The 13,067-nt window shown below is 69.5% G+C and carries 16 protein-coding genes; 9 read left to right on the top strand and 7 right to left on the bottom strand.

What is annotated here, in order from left to right; all coding sequences use genetic code 11:
• Nucleotides 1-59: 59 nt before the first annotated feature.
• Nucleotides 60-1,286, bottom strand: coding sequence for a glycerophosphodiester phosphodiesterase family protein (locus FV242_RS10610; RefSeq protein ID WP_147938897.1), 1,227 nt, complete (start codon nucleotides 1,284-1,286; stop codon nucleotides 60-62).
• Nucleotides 1,287-1,384: 98 nt separating this feature from the next.
• Between FV242_RS10610 and FV242_RS10605 the strand changes: the two genes are divergently transcribed.
• The 5 genes from FV242_RS10605 (at nucleotide 1,385) to FV242_RS10585 (ending at nucleotide 5,058) form a co-directional block, all read left to right on the top strand.
• The gene (locus FV242_RS10605; protein WP_187278393.1) at nucleotides 1,385-2,299 is read left to right on the top strand and encodes a DMT family transporter; all 915 of its coding nucleotides are present in this window, start codon (nucleotides 1,385-1,387) and stop codon (nucleotides 2,297-2,299) included.
• Nucleotides 2,300-2,425: 126 nt separating this feature from the next.
• The gene (locus tag FV242_RS10600) at nucleotides 2,426-2,749 is read left to right on the top strand and encodes an XdhC family protein (RefSeq protein ID WP_147938896.1); all 324 of its coding nucleotides are present in this window, start codon (nucleotides 2,426-2,428) and stop codon (nucleotides 2,747-2,749) included.
• Complete coding sequence (locus FV242_RS10595) at nucleotides 2,749-3,450, top strand: XdhC family protein (protein WP_147938895.1); 702 nt, start codon at nucleotides 2,749-2,751, stop codon at nucleotides 3,448-3,450. The genes FV242_RS10600 and FV242_RS10595 overlap by 1 nt, the downstream gene beginning before the upstream one ends.
• The gene (locus FV242_RS10590; protein WP_147938894.1) at nucleotides 3,447-4,472 is read left to right on the top strand and encodes a molybdopterin-binding protein; all 1,026 of its coding nucleotides are present in this window, start codon (nucleotides 3,447-3,449) and stop codon (nucleotides 4,470-4,472) included. Before FV242_RS10595 ends, FV242_RS10590 begins: the two co-directional genes overlap by 4 nt.
• Nucleotides 4,459-5,058 (top strand): NTP transferase domain-containing protein, encoded by a 600-nt coding sequence (locus tag FV242_RS10585; RefSeq protein ID WP_147938893.1) that lies wholly within the window; start codon nucleotides 4,459-4,461, stop codon nucleotides 5,056-5,058. The genes FV242_RS10590 and FV242_RS10585 overlap by 14 nt, the downstream gene beginning before the upstream one ends.
• Before the next feature lie 3 nt (nucleotides 5,059-5,061).
• On the opposite strand, the gene FV242_RS10580 is transcribed toward FV242_RS10585, so the two are convergent.
• Nucleotides 5,062-5,235: a DUF2256 domain-containing protein gene (locus FV242_RS10580; RefSeq protein WP_187193536.1), complete on the bottom strand. Its 174-nt coding sequence runs from the start codon at nucleotides 5,233-5,235 to the stop codon at nucleotides 5,062-5,064.
• Nucleotides 5,236-5,340: 105 nt separating this feature from the next.
• Between FV242_RS10580 and FV242_RS34480 the strand changes: the two genes are divergently transcribed.
• Nucleotides 5,341-5,499 (top strand): hypothetical protein, encoded by a 159-nt coding sequence (locus FV242_RS34480; RefSeq protein WP_187278133.1) that lies wholly within the window; start codon nucleotides 5,341-5,343, stop codon nucleotides 5,497-5,499.
• Here the strand turns inward: FV242_RS34480 and FV242_RS10575 are convergent.
• The gene (locus FV242_RS10575) at nucleotides 5,480-6,667 is read right to left on the bottom strand and encodes an OpgC family protein (RefSeq protein ID WP_246692664.1); all 1,188 of its coding nucleotides are present in this window, start codon (nucleotides 6,665-6,667) and stop codon (nucleotides 5,480-5,482) included. The two genes, FV242_RS34480 and FV242_RS10575, sit on opposite strands and share 20 nt — an antisense overlap.
• A 280-nt stretch (nucleotides 6,668-6,947) precedes the next feature.
• On the opposite strand from FV242_RS10575, the gene FV242_RS10570 reads away from it, so the two are divergent.
• Nucleotides 6,948-7,580, top strand: a complete 633-nt coding sequence (locus tag FV242_RS10570; protein ID WP_187278392.1) for a trans-aconitate 2-methyltransferase — start codon at nucleotides 6,948-6,950, stop codon at nucleotides 7,578-7,580.
• Nucleotides 7,581-7,772: 192 nt separating this feature from the next.
• A complete protein-coding gene (locus tag FV242_RS10565) occupies nucleotides 7,773-8,720 on the top strand; it encodes an NAD(P)-dependent oxidoreductase (RefSeq protein WP_147938891.1) in 948 nt (315 codons plus the stop codon).
• Nucleotides 8,721-9,328: 608 nt separating this feature from the next.
• Here the strand turns inward: FV242_RS10565 and ettA are convergent.
• From ettA to FV242_RS10545, 4 genes are all read right to left on the bottom strand, one after another.
• Nucleotides 9,329-10,981: an energy-dependent translational throttle protein EttA gene (gene ettA / locus FV242_RS10560; RefSeq protein ID WP_147938890.1), complete on the bottom strand. Its 1,653-nt coding sequence runs from the start codon at nucleotides 10,979-10,981 to the stop codon at nucleotides 9,329-9,331.
• Between the two features lie 175 nt (nucleotides 10,982-11,156).
• On the bottom strand, nucleotides 11,157-11,450 hold the full coding sequence (locus FV242_RS10555; protein ID WP_147910036.1) for a hypothetical protein: 294 nt from the start codon (nucleotides 11,448-11,450) through the stop codon (nucleotides 11,157-11,159).
• An 8-nt stretch (nucleotides 11,451-11,458) separates the two neighbouring features.
• Nucleotides 11,459-12,349: a DNA/RNA non-specific endonuclease gene (locus FV242_RS10550; protein ID WP_147938889.1), complete on the bottom strand. Its 891-nt coding sequence runs from the start codon at nucleotides 12,347-12,349 to the stop codon at nucleotides 11,459-11,461.
• Entirely contained in the window at nucleotides 12,340-12,576 is a 237-nt protein-coding gene (locus FV242_RS10545; protein WP_147853937.1) for a hypothetical protein, read from the bottom strand. The genes FV242_RS10550 and FV242_RS10545 overlap by 10 nt, the downstream gene beginning before the upstream one ends.
• 250 nt (nucleotides 12,577-12,826) lie before the next feature.
• Between FV242_RS10545 and FV242_RS10540 the strand changes: the two genes are divergently transcribed.
• A partial coding sequence (locus tag FV242_RS10540) for a 1-deoxy-D-xylulose-5-phosphate synthase N-terminal domain-containing protein (protein ID WP_281407055.1) occupies nucleotides 12,827-13,067 on the top strand: 241 nt, incomplete at its 3' end.

Here is a 13,067-nt window from a genome sequence, read left to right as displayed (position 1 = left end):
GCAAGCGCGTCGAACCAAGGGCTTAGCCCCGTTCCCGACGGACCCGCGCTCCGGACCGGTCAAGGCGCGCCGACGCAATTGGCGTAGAACGTCGTGGTCGCCGGCCAGTCCGAGAACACCCCGAGCACGCCGACCTGCCCGTGCAGCACGTCCAGCAACCGCAGGATGTCGCCATCGCCGGTCACCACCGGTTTTACCGACTGGTAGTAGTAGCCGCCGCCCTCCTTGAGCGGGCCCGACCGCTCCAGCGACCAGGCGATCAGGCCGAGACCGGCCTTCTTGGCCTCCCTCGCATAGGTCGAGGGCTCGATGGCGCCCTCAGGCCCGGGACGCACCAGCATCCACAGGGGCGGCGCCAGGATTTTCACGCCCTTGGCGGAGAGTTCGGCCATGCCGGGCTTCCAGGTCTCAGGCTTCTCCGGGTCGAAGCCCTTGGTGGTCTCGTCCCGGTCGTCGAGGAAGATCGCCTGGCGGCCGAAATCCGGATCCTTTTCCAGCCAATACAGGATGTCCCGCAGCTGGAAGCTCTGCGGATAGACATCGGAGGCCGGTATTCCGGCTTGCTTGTACTCGTCGATCAGCTGCTGGGCGTATTGGTCCTGGGTATAGTTGCCCTCGAACGGCATCGCGACCTGGGGCGCCTTCAGCTCCGGCGTGAACTTGCGCCCCATCCCCTTCACCAGGGCGATGTACTCCTTGTGGGACATCAGCGTGCCGGTGGTGGCGTAGAGGTCGGTGCGCCAGCGCGGCGTGGCATTCATGTAGCCGGCCAGCGTTGTCGCCTCCGGGTCGGCCGCGTCCATCTTGCCGTTGAGCGACTTGAACTCGTCGAGGGTCAGGTCGCTGGTGCAGCACTTGGCCGAGGCCTTGCGGCCCGTGGCCGCGTCGGCCGGTTCGAAACCCTTCGTGCACTTCGCCGCAAGGTTCGGCCGGGCCAGGATGTCCGTGGTCGTGTGCAGGTCGCACTGGCTGTGCCGACAGACCAGCTGGCGGTCCTTGGTGAAGGCGACGTCGCACTCGATGATCCCGGCCCCCATCCGGTAGGCCGCAAGCAGCCCCTCGCGGGTATGCTCCGGAAACATCAGGGGCGCCCCCCGGTGCGAGATCGAGAAGGTTCGCGGCGTGTAGGGCCGGTCGACGCCGCAACCGGCCAGGTGATCCTTGAGCGGCCCGGGCTTCAGTTGGTCGACGAGGTAGAATGGACGCGGCCCGAGCTGCACCCCCTCGCCGGCGTATGCCGACCCACCCGCCAGCAGCAGCCCGAGGACGGCTAGGATCGTGCGCATCGACAGTTCTCCCGGTTCCTGCTGCCCGTAAGACCGGACGGTGACAGAGCCGTGACCCCGTCTCGCCGACTCACGATTTCGCATGGTAGCTGCGATCCATGAGCCGAACAGCGTCATCCGCGACCCGCGACATATCGCGCTCCACCGCCACCCTCGCGGGCTTCGGGGCGATCCTGCTGTGGTCGCTGCTCGCCTTGTTTACCGCGGCCTCCGGGAGGGTGCCGCCGTTCCAGCTCGCCGCCATGACCTTCTGGATCGGCGGCCTGTGCGGCTGCGCCGCCTGGATCCGTCGTCCCGCCAGGGCCCGCGCTCTGCTCCAGCCCTGGCCGGTCTGGCTGCTCGGAGTCGGGGGGCTGTTCGGCTATCACGCCCTCTATTTCAGCGCCCTGCGCTTGGCGCCGCCGGCCGAGGCCGGGCTCATCAACTACCTCTGGCCGCTGCTGATTGTCCTGTTCTCCGCCCGGCTGCCGGGCTCGGGCGGCTTGCGCGCCGGACATCTCGCCGGGGCGGTGCTCGGTCTGGCCGGCGTCGCCGCCCTGTTCCTCGGACGGGGCAACCTCGATTTCGCCGCGGGCGCGCTGCCCGGCTACGCCGCCTCCCTCGCGGCGGCCTTCGTGTGGGCCGGCTACTCGGTGCTGTCGGCCCGGGTCGGCCAGGTGCCGACCGACGCGGTCGCGGGCTTCTGCCTCGTCACGGCGGCGCTGAGCCTGGCCTGTCATCTCGCCTTCGAGACCACGGTCTGGCCGGCGGACGCGACGCAATGGGGGGCGGTGCTGCTTCTCGGGATCGGGCCGGTGGGGGCCGCCTTCTATCTCTGGGACATCGGCTGCAAGCGGGGCGACGTCCGCCTGCTCGGCGTTACGGCCTACGCGGCGCCGGTGCTGTCGACACTGATCCTCGTGGCGACCAGTTACGCCAGCCCGGGCCCGGCCCTGGCGCTGGCCTGCCTGCTGATCGTAGCCGGCGCGCTGACGGCGGTGCGGGCATCCCGGGCTGCCCCGAGGGCGGTCTGATCTCCACGCTTGGTGGCCGCTGATGGAGCCGTCACGATCCTGGGCGGCGCGGCGCCTTGCACGGCGCCGCCCGGGCCATACCTGTTGGTGGCGGGGGGCACCCGCCGGCCGAAGGTCTCGAGGGCCATGCTCAGCACCGATACAGACATCCTCGCCGCCGCCGCATCCTGGCGGCGGGACGGGCGCGCCGTGGCGCTCGCCACCGTGATCGAGACCTGGGGCTCGGCGCCGCGACCCGTCGGGAGCCACCTCGTGGTCGATGGAGACGGCAGTTTCCTTGGCTCCGTCTCGGGCGGCTGCGTCGAGGGATCCGTAATTACCGAGGCGATCGAGGTGATCGAGGCCGGAACGCCGCGCATCCTCGAATTCGGCGTCGCTGACGAGACCGCATGGCGGGCCGGGCTGTCCTGCGGTGGCCGAATCCGGGTGTTCGTCGAGCGGGTCGACTGATGCGCACCGAGATTCTGGACAGCCTCAACGCCGAGTGCGCCGCGCGCCGGGCCGCGATCCTGGTCACCGATCTGGCCGACGGGACGCAGCGCCTCGTTCGCGAGGACGAAATAGCCGCTGATCCGTCGGCGGAGGGTCTGCGCCGGCATATGGCCTCGGGCAAGAGCGGCTTGGTCGAAATCGACGGCCGGCAGGTTTTCTTGACCGTGCAGGTGCCTCCGGTTCGTCTCGTGGTGATCGGCGCCGTCCACATCTCGCAAGCGATGGCGCCCATGGCGGCCGGCCTCGACCTCGCCCTCACCGTGATCGACCCGCGTACCGCCTTCGCGAGCGCGGAGCGCTTTCCGGGTGTCGACCTCGTGGCCGAGTGGCCCGATGCCGCCCTTGGGGGCCGCGTGGCACCCCTCGATCGCTACTGCGCGCTCGCTGCGCTGACCCACGATCCCAAGATCGACGATCCGGCTCTGAAGGCGGCCCTGTCCGCCGGGTGCTTCTATGTCGGGGCGCTGGGCTCGCGGAAGACTCATGCAGCCCGCGCCGCAAGGCTCGCGGAGGCCGGTTTCTCATCCGAGCAGATCGGCCAGATTCGGGCGCCGATCGGGCTCGCCATTGGGGCGGTGAGCCCAGCCGAGATTGCGCTGGCGGTGCTGGCCGAGGTCGTCGCGACGCTCCGCCAGGTCCCGCGTCCGGAGGCCGCGTGAGGTTCGGTCCCGTGCCGGTCGCCGAGGCTGCCGGCTTGATCAGCGCCCATACCGTGCGGCGCGACGGCGTCACCCTGCGCAAGGGCGCGGTGATCCCCGAGGAGGCGGCTGCCAGCTTGGCCCGGGCGGGCCTCTCGGAGATCGTCGCTGCCGCCCTCGAACCTGATGACGTCGGCGAGGACGCGGCCGCAGCCCGGCTCGCCGCGCATCTGCGCGGGCCGAACCTGCGCGCGGAGGCCCCCTTCACCGGCCGTTGCAACCTGTTCGCCGAAACCGCTGGGGTCCTGACCCTGGCGCCGGCCTGGATCGACGCGGTCAACGCCGTCGACGAGGCGGTGACGGTGGCGACCTTGCCGCCGTTCAAGCCGGTGGTCGAGGGCGAGATGGTCGCCACCGTGAAGATCATTCCGTACGCCGTGCCGGGTGCGGTCCTCGCGCGGGCCTGCGCGGCCGAGACCGGCGGAGCGCTGGCGGTGGCACCCTACCGCCGCCGGCGTGTGGGCGTGGTCTCGACCCGCCTGCCGAGCCTCAAGGAGACCACCATCGATCGGACGCTCCGCGTCCTGGCCGAGCGCCTCGCACCGGCCGGCGCCGCGATCGTCTTCGAGAATCGCGTGGCGCACACGGCCGGGGCCGTGGCGGGGGCGCTGATCGAGGCGATCGACGGCGCGGGCGCGGATCTGGTGGTCGTGTTCGGAGCCTCGGCCATCGCCGACCGTCGCGACGTGATCCCGGCCGGTATCGCGGCGGCGGGGGGGGGGGTGGAGCATCTGGGCATGCCGGTCGATCCTGGGAACCTGCTCCTGGTCGGCAGCCGGGCTGGCGTGCCGGTAGTCGGGGCGCCGGGCTGTGCTCGCTCGCCCAAGGAGAACGGCTTCGACTGGATTTTGCACCGGCTACTGGCGGACCTGCCCGTGACGCGGGCCGACATCGTCGCCCTGGGGGTTGGTGGCCTGCTGATGGAGATCGTCTCGCGGCCGCAGCCTCGGGCCGGCGGCGAGGCGGCGAATGCCGATGTCTGAGATCGGCACCGTCCTGCTGGCGGCGGGCCTTGGAACCCGGTTCGGCACGGAGCCCAAGATGCTGGCGCTGCTCGACGGCCGCCCGCTGGTCCGCCACGCGGCCGAGGCCGCCCTGGCGGCCGGTCCGCGCCCGGTGGTGGTGGTACTCGGCGCCCATGCCGACGCCGTGCGGAGGGCGCTCTCCGGGCTCGATGTGGTGCTGGTCGAGAACCCGGATTTCCACGCCGGGCTGGCGACGTCGCTGCGTGCGGGCGTGGCGGCGCTCCCGCGCAACTGCGAAGCAGCCGTCATCGTGCTCGGCGATATGCCGCGGATCTTCGCGGATCACATCGACCGATTGGCCGCAGCCTTCGAAGAGTCTTCGCGTTCTGTGGCGGCCGTCGTCCCTGTTCTGGACAGCCTTCGCGGAAACCCGGTGCTGCTCAATCTGCGCCGTCTGACCGCCGACATCGGCCAGCTCACCGGCGACCGTGGCGCCGGACCGCTGCTCCGGGACCGCTCCGACATCCTGGAGATCCCGGGCGATGCGGGGACCGCGCTCGATATCGACACCCCGGCCGCGCTGCGGGCCGCCGAGGACGCCTGACGCTCAGCGCCCGGTCGCGCTCGGGGCGCGTCCGGCCTTGGCGTCGCTCCGGCAGCGGTCGGAGCAGTAGCGCACCTCGTCCCAGACCCGTTCCCACTTCTTGCGCCAGGCGAAGGGGCGGCCGCATTGGGCGCACACCTTCTCCGGGAGGTCGCCCTTGCGGCGCATCCGCGGCATCGTTCCGACCCCTGTTACCGTGCATGATCCGGGGCGGAACAGGGCTGGGCCCGGTCCGTTCCGTCTTCACGACATCGAACACGTTGAACGAGGTGGGAGCGCGCCATGCTGAAAGTCACCTATATCGACTTCCACGATCGCTCGACGGATCGGCCCCTGAGCGGCTGGTACATCACCGATGCCAACGGCGCGATGATCGGCGACGCCCACCGCTACGATGACCAAGCCAGCGGGTTGCGCGCGCTCAGCGCCTTGAGCGTGTGATGCGACGCGGGCTTGCCCGGGTGTCCAGCACCTTGGCGAGCCCGAGCATCACCGCGAGTCCGGTGAGGTTGACCGCCAACTGGAGTGGCCACGCGGTGTCGAAGGTGCGGTAGAGGATCCGCCCGATCAGGGCCGCCAGGCAGCCGGCGGCGAAGATCTCCAGGGAATGTCGGCCGCAGGCATCGATCAGCCGCAGCCGGTGCCAACCGGAGAGGCGCCGGACGGCCGGGGCGCTGAAGATCAGGTAGGTCAGCGCGAGGATGTGCAGCAGGCGCAGCGGCGCGACATGGCCCTTGTCCGGCGGGCCGATCGGCAGCACCCGGAGATCCGGCAGGCCCCAGTCCGTCCAGGAGCCGCCCTGCAGCAGCCCGAACGCCAGGTAGGCGAAGGCGAGGGCGGCCGCCCAGTTGCGCCAGGGGAGCAAGCCGTTCCCGGCCCGGACCGCCATCGCCAGGACGGCTCCGATCACGAACAGGAACTGCCAGGCGAACGGGTTGAAGTACCAGCCGTCGTCCACCGCGGCGGCGTTTGGCAGGTTCAGGTGGGAATCGACGTTGGCGGCCAGCCATAGCGTCCCCGAGAGCGCCAGCACCCCCCAGACCCCGCGTTGCAACCCGAAATAGATGGCCGGGAACAGGGCCAGCAGCAGGATGTAGAGCGGCAGGATGTCAAGGTAGTTCGGCAGCGCGTTGAGGACGAGGCCGCGCAGGAGGCCGGGCAGCAGCCCCATCTGCAGCAGCGGCGCGACGCCGAAGCGTGGCGTCAGCCCGGTGAGATCCATCCAGATGCGGACGATGATCAGCGTGGCGAGCAGCAGTCCGGCCTGGAACAGGTAGATCCGCAGGCAGCGCCGGGCGATGCGTGCCAGGGTCGGCCACGTCCCGGCCCGGCCGAACAGGCCGCCATAGGCCACCATCGACGCGTAGCCCGCCAGCAGCACGAAGATCTCGGCCGCATCCGAGAAGCCGAAATTGTGCAGGGTATAGAGCGCCGGCGCGTTGCGCGGGATGTGGTCGATGAAGATCGTCAGGAGCGCGAAGCCGCGCAGCACGTCGACCCGGGCGTCCCGGACGGGCTTCTTCGGAGCTGGCCCGGGCACCAGCGCCGGGTCCGACGCGGGTGCCATGCCGCTGATGGGCGCTCGCTCAAGGTCGTCGAGGCTCTTCACGCAGCCATCACCGGGACGCTCTTTCGCCAGGGTCGGCGCGGGACGTGCACCGCAATGCAATATAACTGACCCAAACACCAATGCCGCGACGGATCGCGCCGATCACGCGCCTTTGTTCCGGACCGTGCGAGTGACGAAGGGCATGCCGTCCCCCCGGTCGCGCCGTCCCGCGCCTTGCTTTTGATAAGTTCGAGATCGAATCCGACCGATCCCATGTCAGGCCCTGTCGCTGCGTCGCAGGTGAGGGTGAATGGGCCGGACAGAACCTCGGAGGTCGGCCGTGACATCGTGTTCGAACCGCACAACGCTTTCGTCCTACGCGGCCAAGTTTCGCCAATACGGTGAGCGGTCTACGCAGACGCTCGCTGGGGCGTCGAAGACCTGGATCGATCAGATCCTGATCGGTCTGGAGCCGGACGCGGCCATTTTTGAAATGGGTACGGCGCATGGTCGAGATGCAGCCTATATCGCCGCCCGGGGCTACGCCGTGTTGTGTAGCGATGCGGTGCCAGAGTTCGTTGCCGAACTTCTCGCCAAGGGGGTCCCCGCGATCGTGTTCGATCTGCTGACCGATCCCTTCGAGCGCCAGTACGATCTGATTCTCGCGAACGCCGTCCTGCTTCACTTCACCGACGCGCAGTTCGATCACGCCCTGCTCAAGACGGTCGGGGCGTTGTCGGCCGGAGGTCGGTTCGCGTTCACGCTGAAGGCGGGACAGGGATCCGAATGGTCGAACGCGAAGATCGATGCCCCTCGGTACTTCCGGTATTGGAGCCGGGATGAACTCATCGAGCGCTTCGATGCGCATGGCTTGCGTGATTTCACCATCGACGCCGTGACCACCGACCGAGCCCACGCCGAGTGGATATACGTCACCGTGCGTCGGCCCGCGGCCGGGACGGGTGGAGCCTGACGGAAACGTCCCGCCGATCCGCAACCGGTCCGGGGGTTGGTTTGCGCGATGCCGGCTGGATCTCGACAGCATCGAGCCTAGGCCCTGGTCCGCGCCAGATCTCATTGCGTCGTCGCCCGCGCACATCGCCGACGATCGCTGTTATAGAGGCGCCGGATCGATCCCGGTGGGTGCCGGGGAAGGGCAGGGTTCATGCGCGTCCTCGTCACCGGAGCCGGCGATTTCCTCGGCCGCCGCCTGCTCGAGGCGTTGCGGCAGGGGCTTCCCCCCGGCAGCCACATCCTGGGCATCGACCGTCGCCCGCTTCCGCCCCTCGACGGCGTCGCCGGCCTGGATGTCGACCCGTTCGATGCCGACAGGCTCGCGGCGGCGGTGGCGGCGTTCGAGCCGACCTTCGTGTTCCACCTGGCCGCCCTGGCGTCGGTCGCCCGGTCGAGCGAGACGCCGGCCTATGCCTGGCGGGCGGACCTGCTGGGCAGCCTCAATCTCGCCGAAGCCGTGGCGCGGACCCGGGCGACCCTGATCTTCCTGAGCTCGACGGTGGTGTACGGGGAGGCGTTCCGCGACCGGCCCCGGCCGGACGAATCCGTGACGCCCCGGCCCGACACGATCTCGGGCCGTACCAAGAGCGCCTGCGAGTACATTCTGCGCGACGTGCTGGCCAATGCCGGCGTGCGGCACCTCGTGCTGCGGCCCTCGAACTACATCGGCCCCGGCCAGAGCGAGACCTTCGTGGCCGCCTCCTTCGCGGGACAGATCGCGCGGATCGAGCGCGGCCTCGCCCCCCCGATCCTGGAGGCCGGGGACCTCGCCGCGGCGCGCGACTTCCTCGACGTGTCGGACGTGACCTCGGCCTGCCTGCGCGCCCTGGACCGGGCCGACGACCTGCCCGACGGCGGCACCTTCAACGTCGGCACCGGGATCGTCACGCCGGTCTCGGCGATCCTCGACCTGTTCCGCGACCTGACCGAGGCGGCGTTCACCGTGCAGGTCGCGCCCGACCGGACCCGGCCGACGTGCGCCCGCAGCCAGGGCTGCGATCCCTCGGCCTTCACGGCGGCCACGGGCTGGCAGCCCGCGATCCCCCTGGCACAGAGCCTTCAGGCGATGCTGGATGCGGCGCGGGCGCGCCTGGGATGAGTGGGCCTCTCAGCGTGAGAGGGCGAGCCGCCTGATCCGGCGCACGCGGAAGACGACGCGACGCTTCTCGAGAGGGTCGCCAGATCAAACTTCTCCCGCACGGGCTACAGGGTTCACGCATCGGTCATCGAAAGGCGCGACGCGCGCTCATCCCATTCGGCGACGGGTTGCGCAGGTGGGACTCATCATCTTCTCAACGGGCGGACAGCTCGGTCTTGGACGTCAAGCGGCGACTGGATCGATGCGGCCAAGCGCCGTCATCCCGGGGCCGCGAAGCGGAGCCCGGGAACCAGAGACGCCGACGTGTCAAGCTCTTGCGCCGAAAGCGGTTTTGGGTTCCGGGCTCGCATGCGGCGCTCCGGAATGACCGCCTCGGTCGTCGCGTAGGGGGGATCAACCTTCGGAAGATGGATCGTCCAGCCCGTGTAACCCGTAGTCCCGGGGGGGAGGAGAAACACAGCATTCCCCTCATCCGCGAACCGGCACCGATCTTCCAAGACGCGCCGCAGCGCCGGTCGCGAGCGAAGAACCGGGTCGCGGCCCTGCCTATCGGGACGAGGGCCTGGGACCGGCCCAAATGGTCCCGGCTCGAAGGCCGGGACCGAATCTTATCGCGAAAACTTCTTGTACTTGATCTTCTTCGGCATCAGCGAATCAGCCCCGAGCCGGCGCATCTTGTCCGCTTCGTAGTCGGAGAAGTTGCCCTCGAACCATTCCACATGGCTGTCGCCCTCGAAGGCCAAGATGTGCGTCGCGATGCGGTTCAGGAACCAGCGATCGTGGCTGATGATCACGGCGCAGCCTGCGTAATCCTCCAGCGCGTCCTCAAGGGCGCGCAGGGTCTCCATGTCGAGGTCGTTGGTCGGCTCGTCGAGCAACAGCACGTTGGCGCCGCCCTTCAGGGTCCGGGCGAGGTGGACGCGGTTGCGCTCTCCGCCCGACAGGGTGCCGACCTTCTTTTGCTGGTCGCCGCCCTTGAACGCGAAGGCCGCGCAATAGGCGCGGGAATTGATCTCGCGCTTGTTGAAATAGATGATGTCGTTGCCACCCGAAACTTCCTGCCAGACTGTGGCGCTCGGATCGAGGGCGTCGCGCGACTGATCGACGTAGCCGAGCTTCACCGTCTCGCCGACCGCGATCTTGCCGCCGTCCGGCGTCTCCTGGCCGGTGATCATCTTGAACAGGGTGGTCTTGCCGGCGCCGTTCGGCCCGATCACCCCGACGATGCCGCCGGGCGGCAGCTTGAACGACAGGTCTTCGATCAGCAGGCGGTCGCCGAACGCCTTGTTGAGGTGCTCGAACTCGATGACGTTGTTGCCCAGCCGCTCGTCGATCGGGATGACGATCTGCGCGGCGGCGTCGACCTTGTTGTTCTGCTTGGCGACCAGCTCCTCGTAGCGGGTGATGCGGGCCTTCGACTTCGACTGCCGGGCTTTGGGCGAGGCGGCGATCCACTCCTGCTCGCGCGTGATCGAGCGCTGGCGGGCCATGTCCTCGCGGCCCTCCTGCTGGAGGCGCTTCTGCTTCTGCACCAGCCAGGCCGAGTAGTTGCCCTCGTACGGGTAGCCCCGGCCGCGATCGAGCTCGAGGATCCAGCTGGTGACGTTGTCGAGGAAGTAGCGATCGTGGGTCACGATCAGGATCGCGCCCGGATAAGTCTTCAGATGGCCTTCGAGCCAGTTCACGGTCTCGGCGTCGAGGTGGTTGGTCGGCTCGTCGAGCAGGAGCAGCTCCGGCTCCCACAGCAGCAGCTTGCACAGGGCCACGCGACGGCGCTCGCCGCCCGACAGGGTCGCGACCGGCTGCTCGTCGCTCGGGCAACCCAGGGCCTCCATGGCCTGATCGACCTTGGAATCCAGCTCCCAGAGGTTGGCCGCCTCGATCTTGTCCTGGAGCGCCGTCATCTCGTCGGCGGTCTCCTCGGAATAGTTCATGGCGAGTTCGTTGTAGCGGTCGAGCAGCGCCTGCTTCTCGGCCACGCCCTCCATGATGTTCTGGCGGACCGACTTGTTCGGGTCGAGCTGCGGCTCCTGCGGCAGGTAGCCGACCCGGGCGCCCTGGGCGACAAAGCCCTCGCCGGTCCACTCCGTGTCGATGCCGGCCATGATCTTGAGCAGGGTCGACTTGCCCGAGCCGTTGATGCCGAGCACGCCGATCTTGGCGTCCGGGTAGAACGACAGGTTGACGTCCTCCAGGACTTTCTTGCCGCCCAGGTAGGACTTCGTGAGTCCCCGCATGTGGTAGATGAATTCGCGAGCCATCGCGGATCGTCCTCGGCGCGTTGTTCGGGGCTGCGCGGTGCGTGCCAGCGGCACGGGTCAGGTCCGGGGCCTTGGACCCGTCCTGTACGCGCGTTCCCCACGATATAAGAATGTCGCCGACCGAGTATCAGGCCCGCCGGGTACCGGCAAGGACGCCGGGCGGGCCGACCGCGGCTCAGGCGAAGGGATTGGCCACGGATTTGGGCGCCGCGTCCGGCGCCTCAGCCACCACGTCCGGCAGGTCGCCGGCCTCCAAGGCCTTCACGATGGCGTCGAGAGTGGCCTGGAGCAGGCGCGCCTGCGCCAGGCCGGCCTTGTCCCTGGTGAGGTCGAGGGCGCCGTGAAGGGCGATTCGGTCGGTCCCGTTCTCGAAGCTCAGGGCGCCGATGGTGCGGACCGACGCGTCGTCGGCGAAGGGCTCGAAGGCACCCGCCTTGGGTTTCCGGCGGCTCGGCTTGTCCTCTGGCATGGTCCCTCTCAGAAGATCGATCGCAGCAGGTCGCGCAGGACCTTGCGCGCGGCGCGGTGAAGCTCGTGGCCGAGCCAGTCCTGCCAGCCCTGCTCGGGCCGGGGGCGGTGCCCCTCCGAGCGCGCCCCGGCACGGGGGTCCGGCAGGGTCATCGCGCTGGCTCGGGCGGCGGGCGGCAGGGCCGGGAACACGTCGATCCCGGCCTCGCGGGTGAGGTCGTCGATCGAGACGGCGCGCCAGTCCCGGGCGGCGTCGTTGCGGGCGAGATAGGCCGCGGCCTCGCCGCTGGCCGGGTCGTAGAGCGCCTTGAACAGCTGGGTGGGCACCAGCACCCCGCCCTTGATCTGCTGGACCGCGGCCCCGGAGAAGATCACCCCGGTGACGACGAAAAGCGCCCCGCGCCGGCTCGCCAGCCGGCGGGTGCCCTCCTCGATGTCGGCCCAGAGCCCGCGGTTGAGCGTCCGGTCCTGTGGCACGATGTTGGCCAGGCTGAACGATTCGGCCTGGGCGGTCACGGTGGGCATGTCGCCCGCCGGGGCGAGGTGTCCGCGGTCGAAGCCGCTGCGGACGTAATCCTCCAGGGATGCGCGCTCGGCATCCGGCAACCGCGCCTCCTCGTGGAACGCGTCGTCGCGGGCGACCGTGCGGGCGTCGGCGACGCTGGCCCGGGTGAGGTGCTCGGCGGAATAGAGCGGCGTGCGCGTCACCCCCGAATGCAGGACCGCGAATGCTTCGAAGCAGAGTGGCACCGTGCGGGCGGCGAGCTTTGCGTTCGTCAGGACCGGCGCGAGCCCGCCGGCGAACAGGGCCGGGCAGGTCTCCTGGGATCGGGCCGGCGCCGACAGGGCGAGGACGGCCAGCGCGGCGGCACACCCCCCCCGGGGCAGCGCTACCAGCATACCCGCACCCGCCGGGGACCCTCCGGGGTCGGACGGTCGCGCCACGCGCAGGGGCGGCCGAGGCTCCCCGTGAAGGGCCGGGCGTCGCGGTCCGGACCGCCGGGCTGGACCCGCGGCGGGCAGGCGCCCAGGAAGTTGCACGGGAAATCGAGGTTGCCGTCCGGCGGTCGAGGACTGGCGTAAGCTTGGCCGGCAAAAGCTTGGCCGGCGGGGGTAATCGCCAGCATGAGCAGAATGATGCACAGACGAGCCGGGCTCAAGAGCGGACCTCATGTGGCGGTAAGGGCACGTGACTGGAAAAAACGCCGGTCGGACATTGATCGCGCCGCCGATCGTTCGTACGTGGCACTATCATGACAGCGACGGTCGGGTCGGTTCTAGCATGAACGCGTGCCCACCGGGTGCTGGCGTCGTGACGGCGAGACCCCTTTTTCGGAAGCCCGCGTGACGGGGCCGTTACCACACTCGAACGAGCGGATGCTTCCCTTGGCGATATCCTCTGACCACGCGGCGTTGCTCGACCGTATCCCGGAGCCTGCGGCGCTCCGGCAGCTTCCCGAATCCGAGTTGCAGGCGGTGGCGGACGCGGTGCGGGCCGAGATGATCGACGCGGTGTCGATCACCGGCGGCCATCTCGGCTCCGGGCTGGGCGTGGTCGAGCTCACGGTCGCCCTGCACCACGTGTTCGACACGCCCGACGACCGCATCGTCTGGGACG

This window comes from Methylobacterium sp. WL64 (assembly GCF_008039945.1).
Taxonomy (GTDB): Bacteria; Pseudomonadota; Alphaproteobacteria; order Rhizobiales; family Beijerinckiaceae; genus Methylobacterium.
This window is presented reverse-complemented; position numbering and strand designations above follow the sequence as displayed.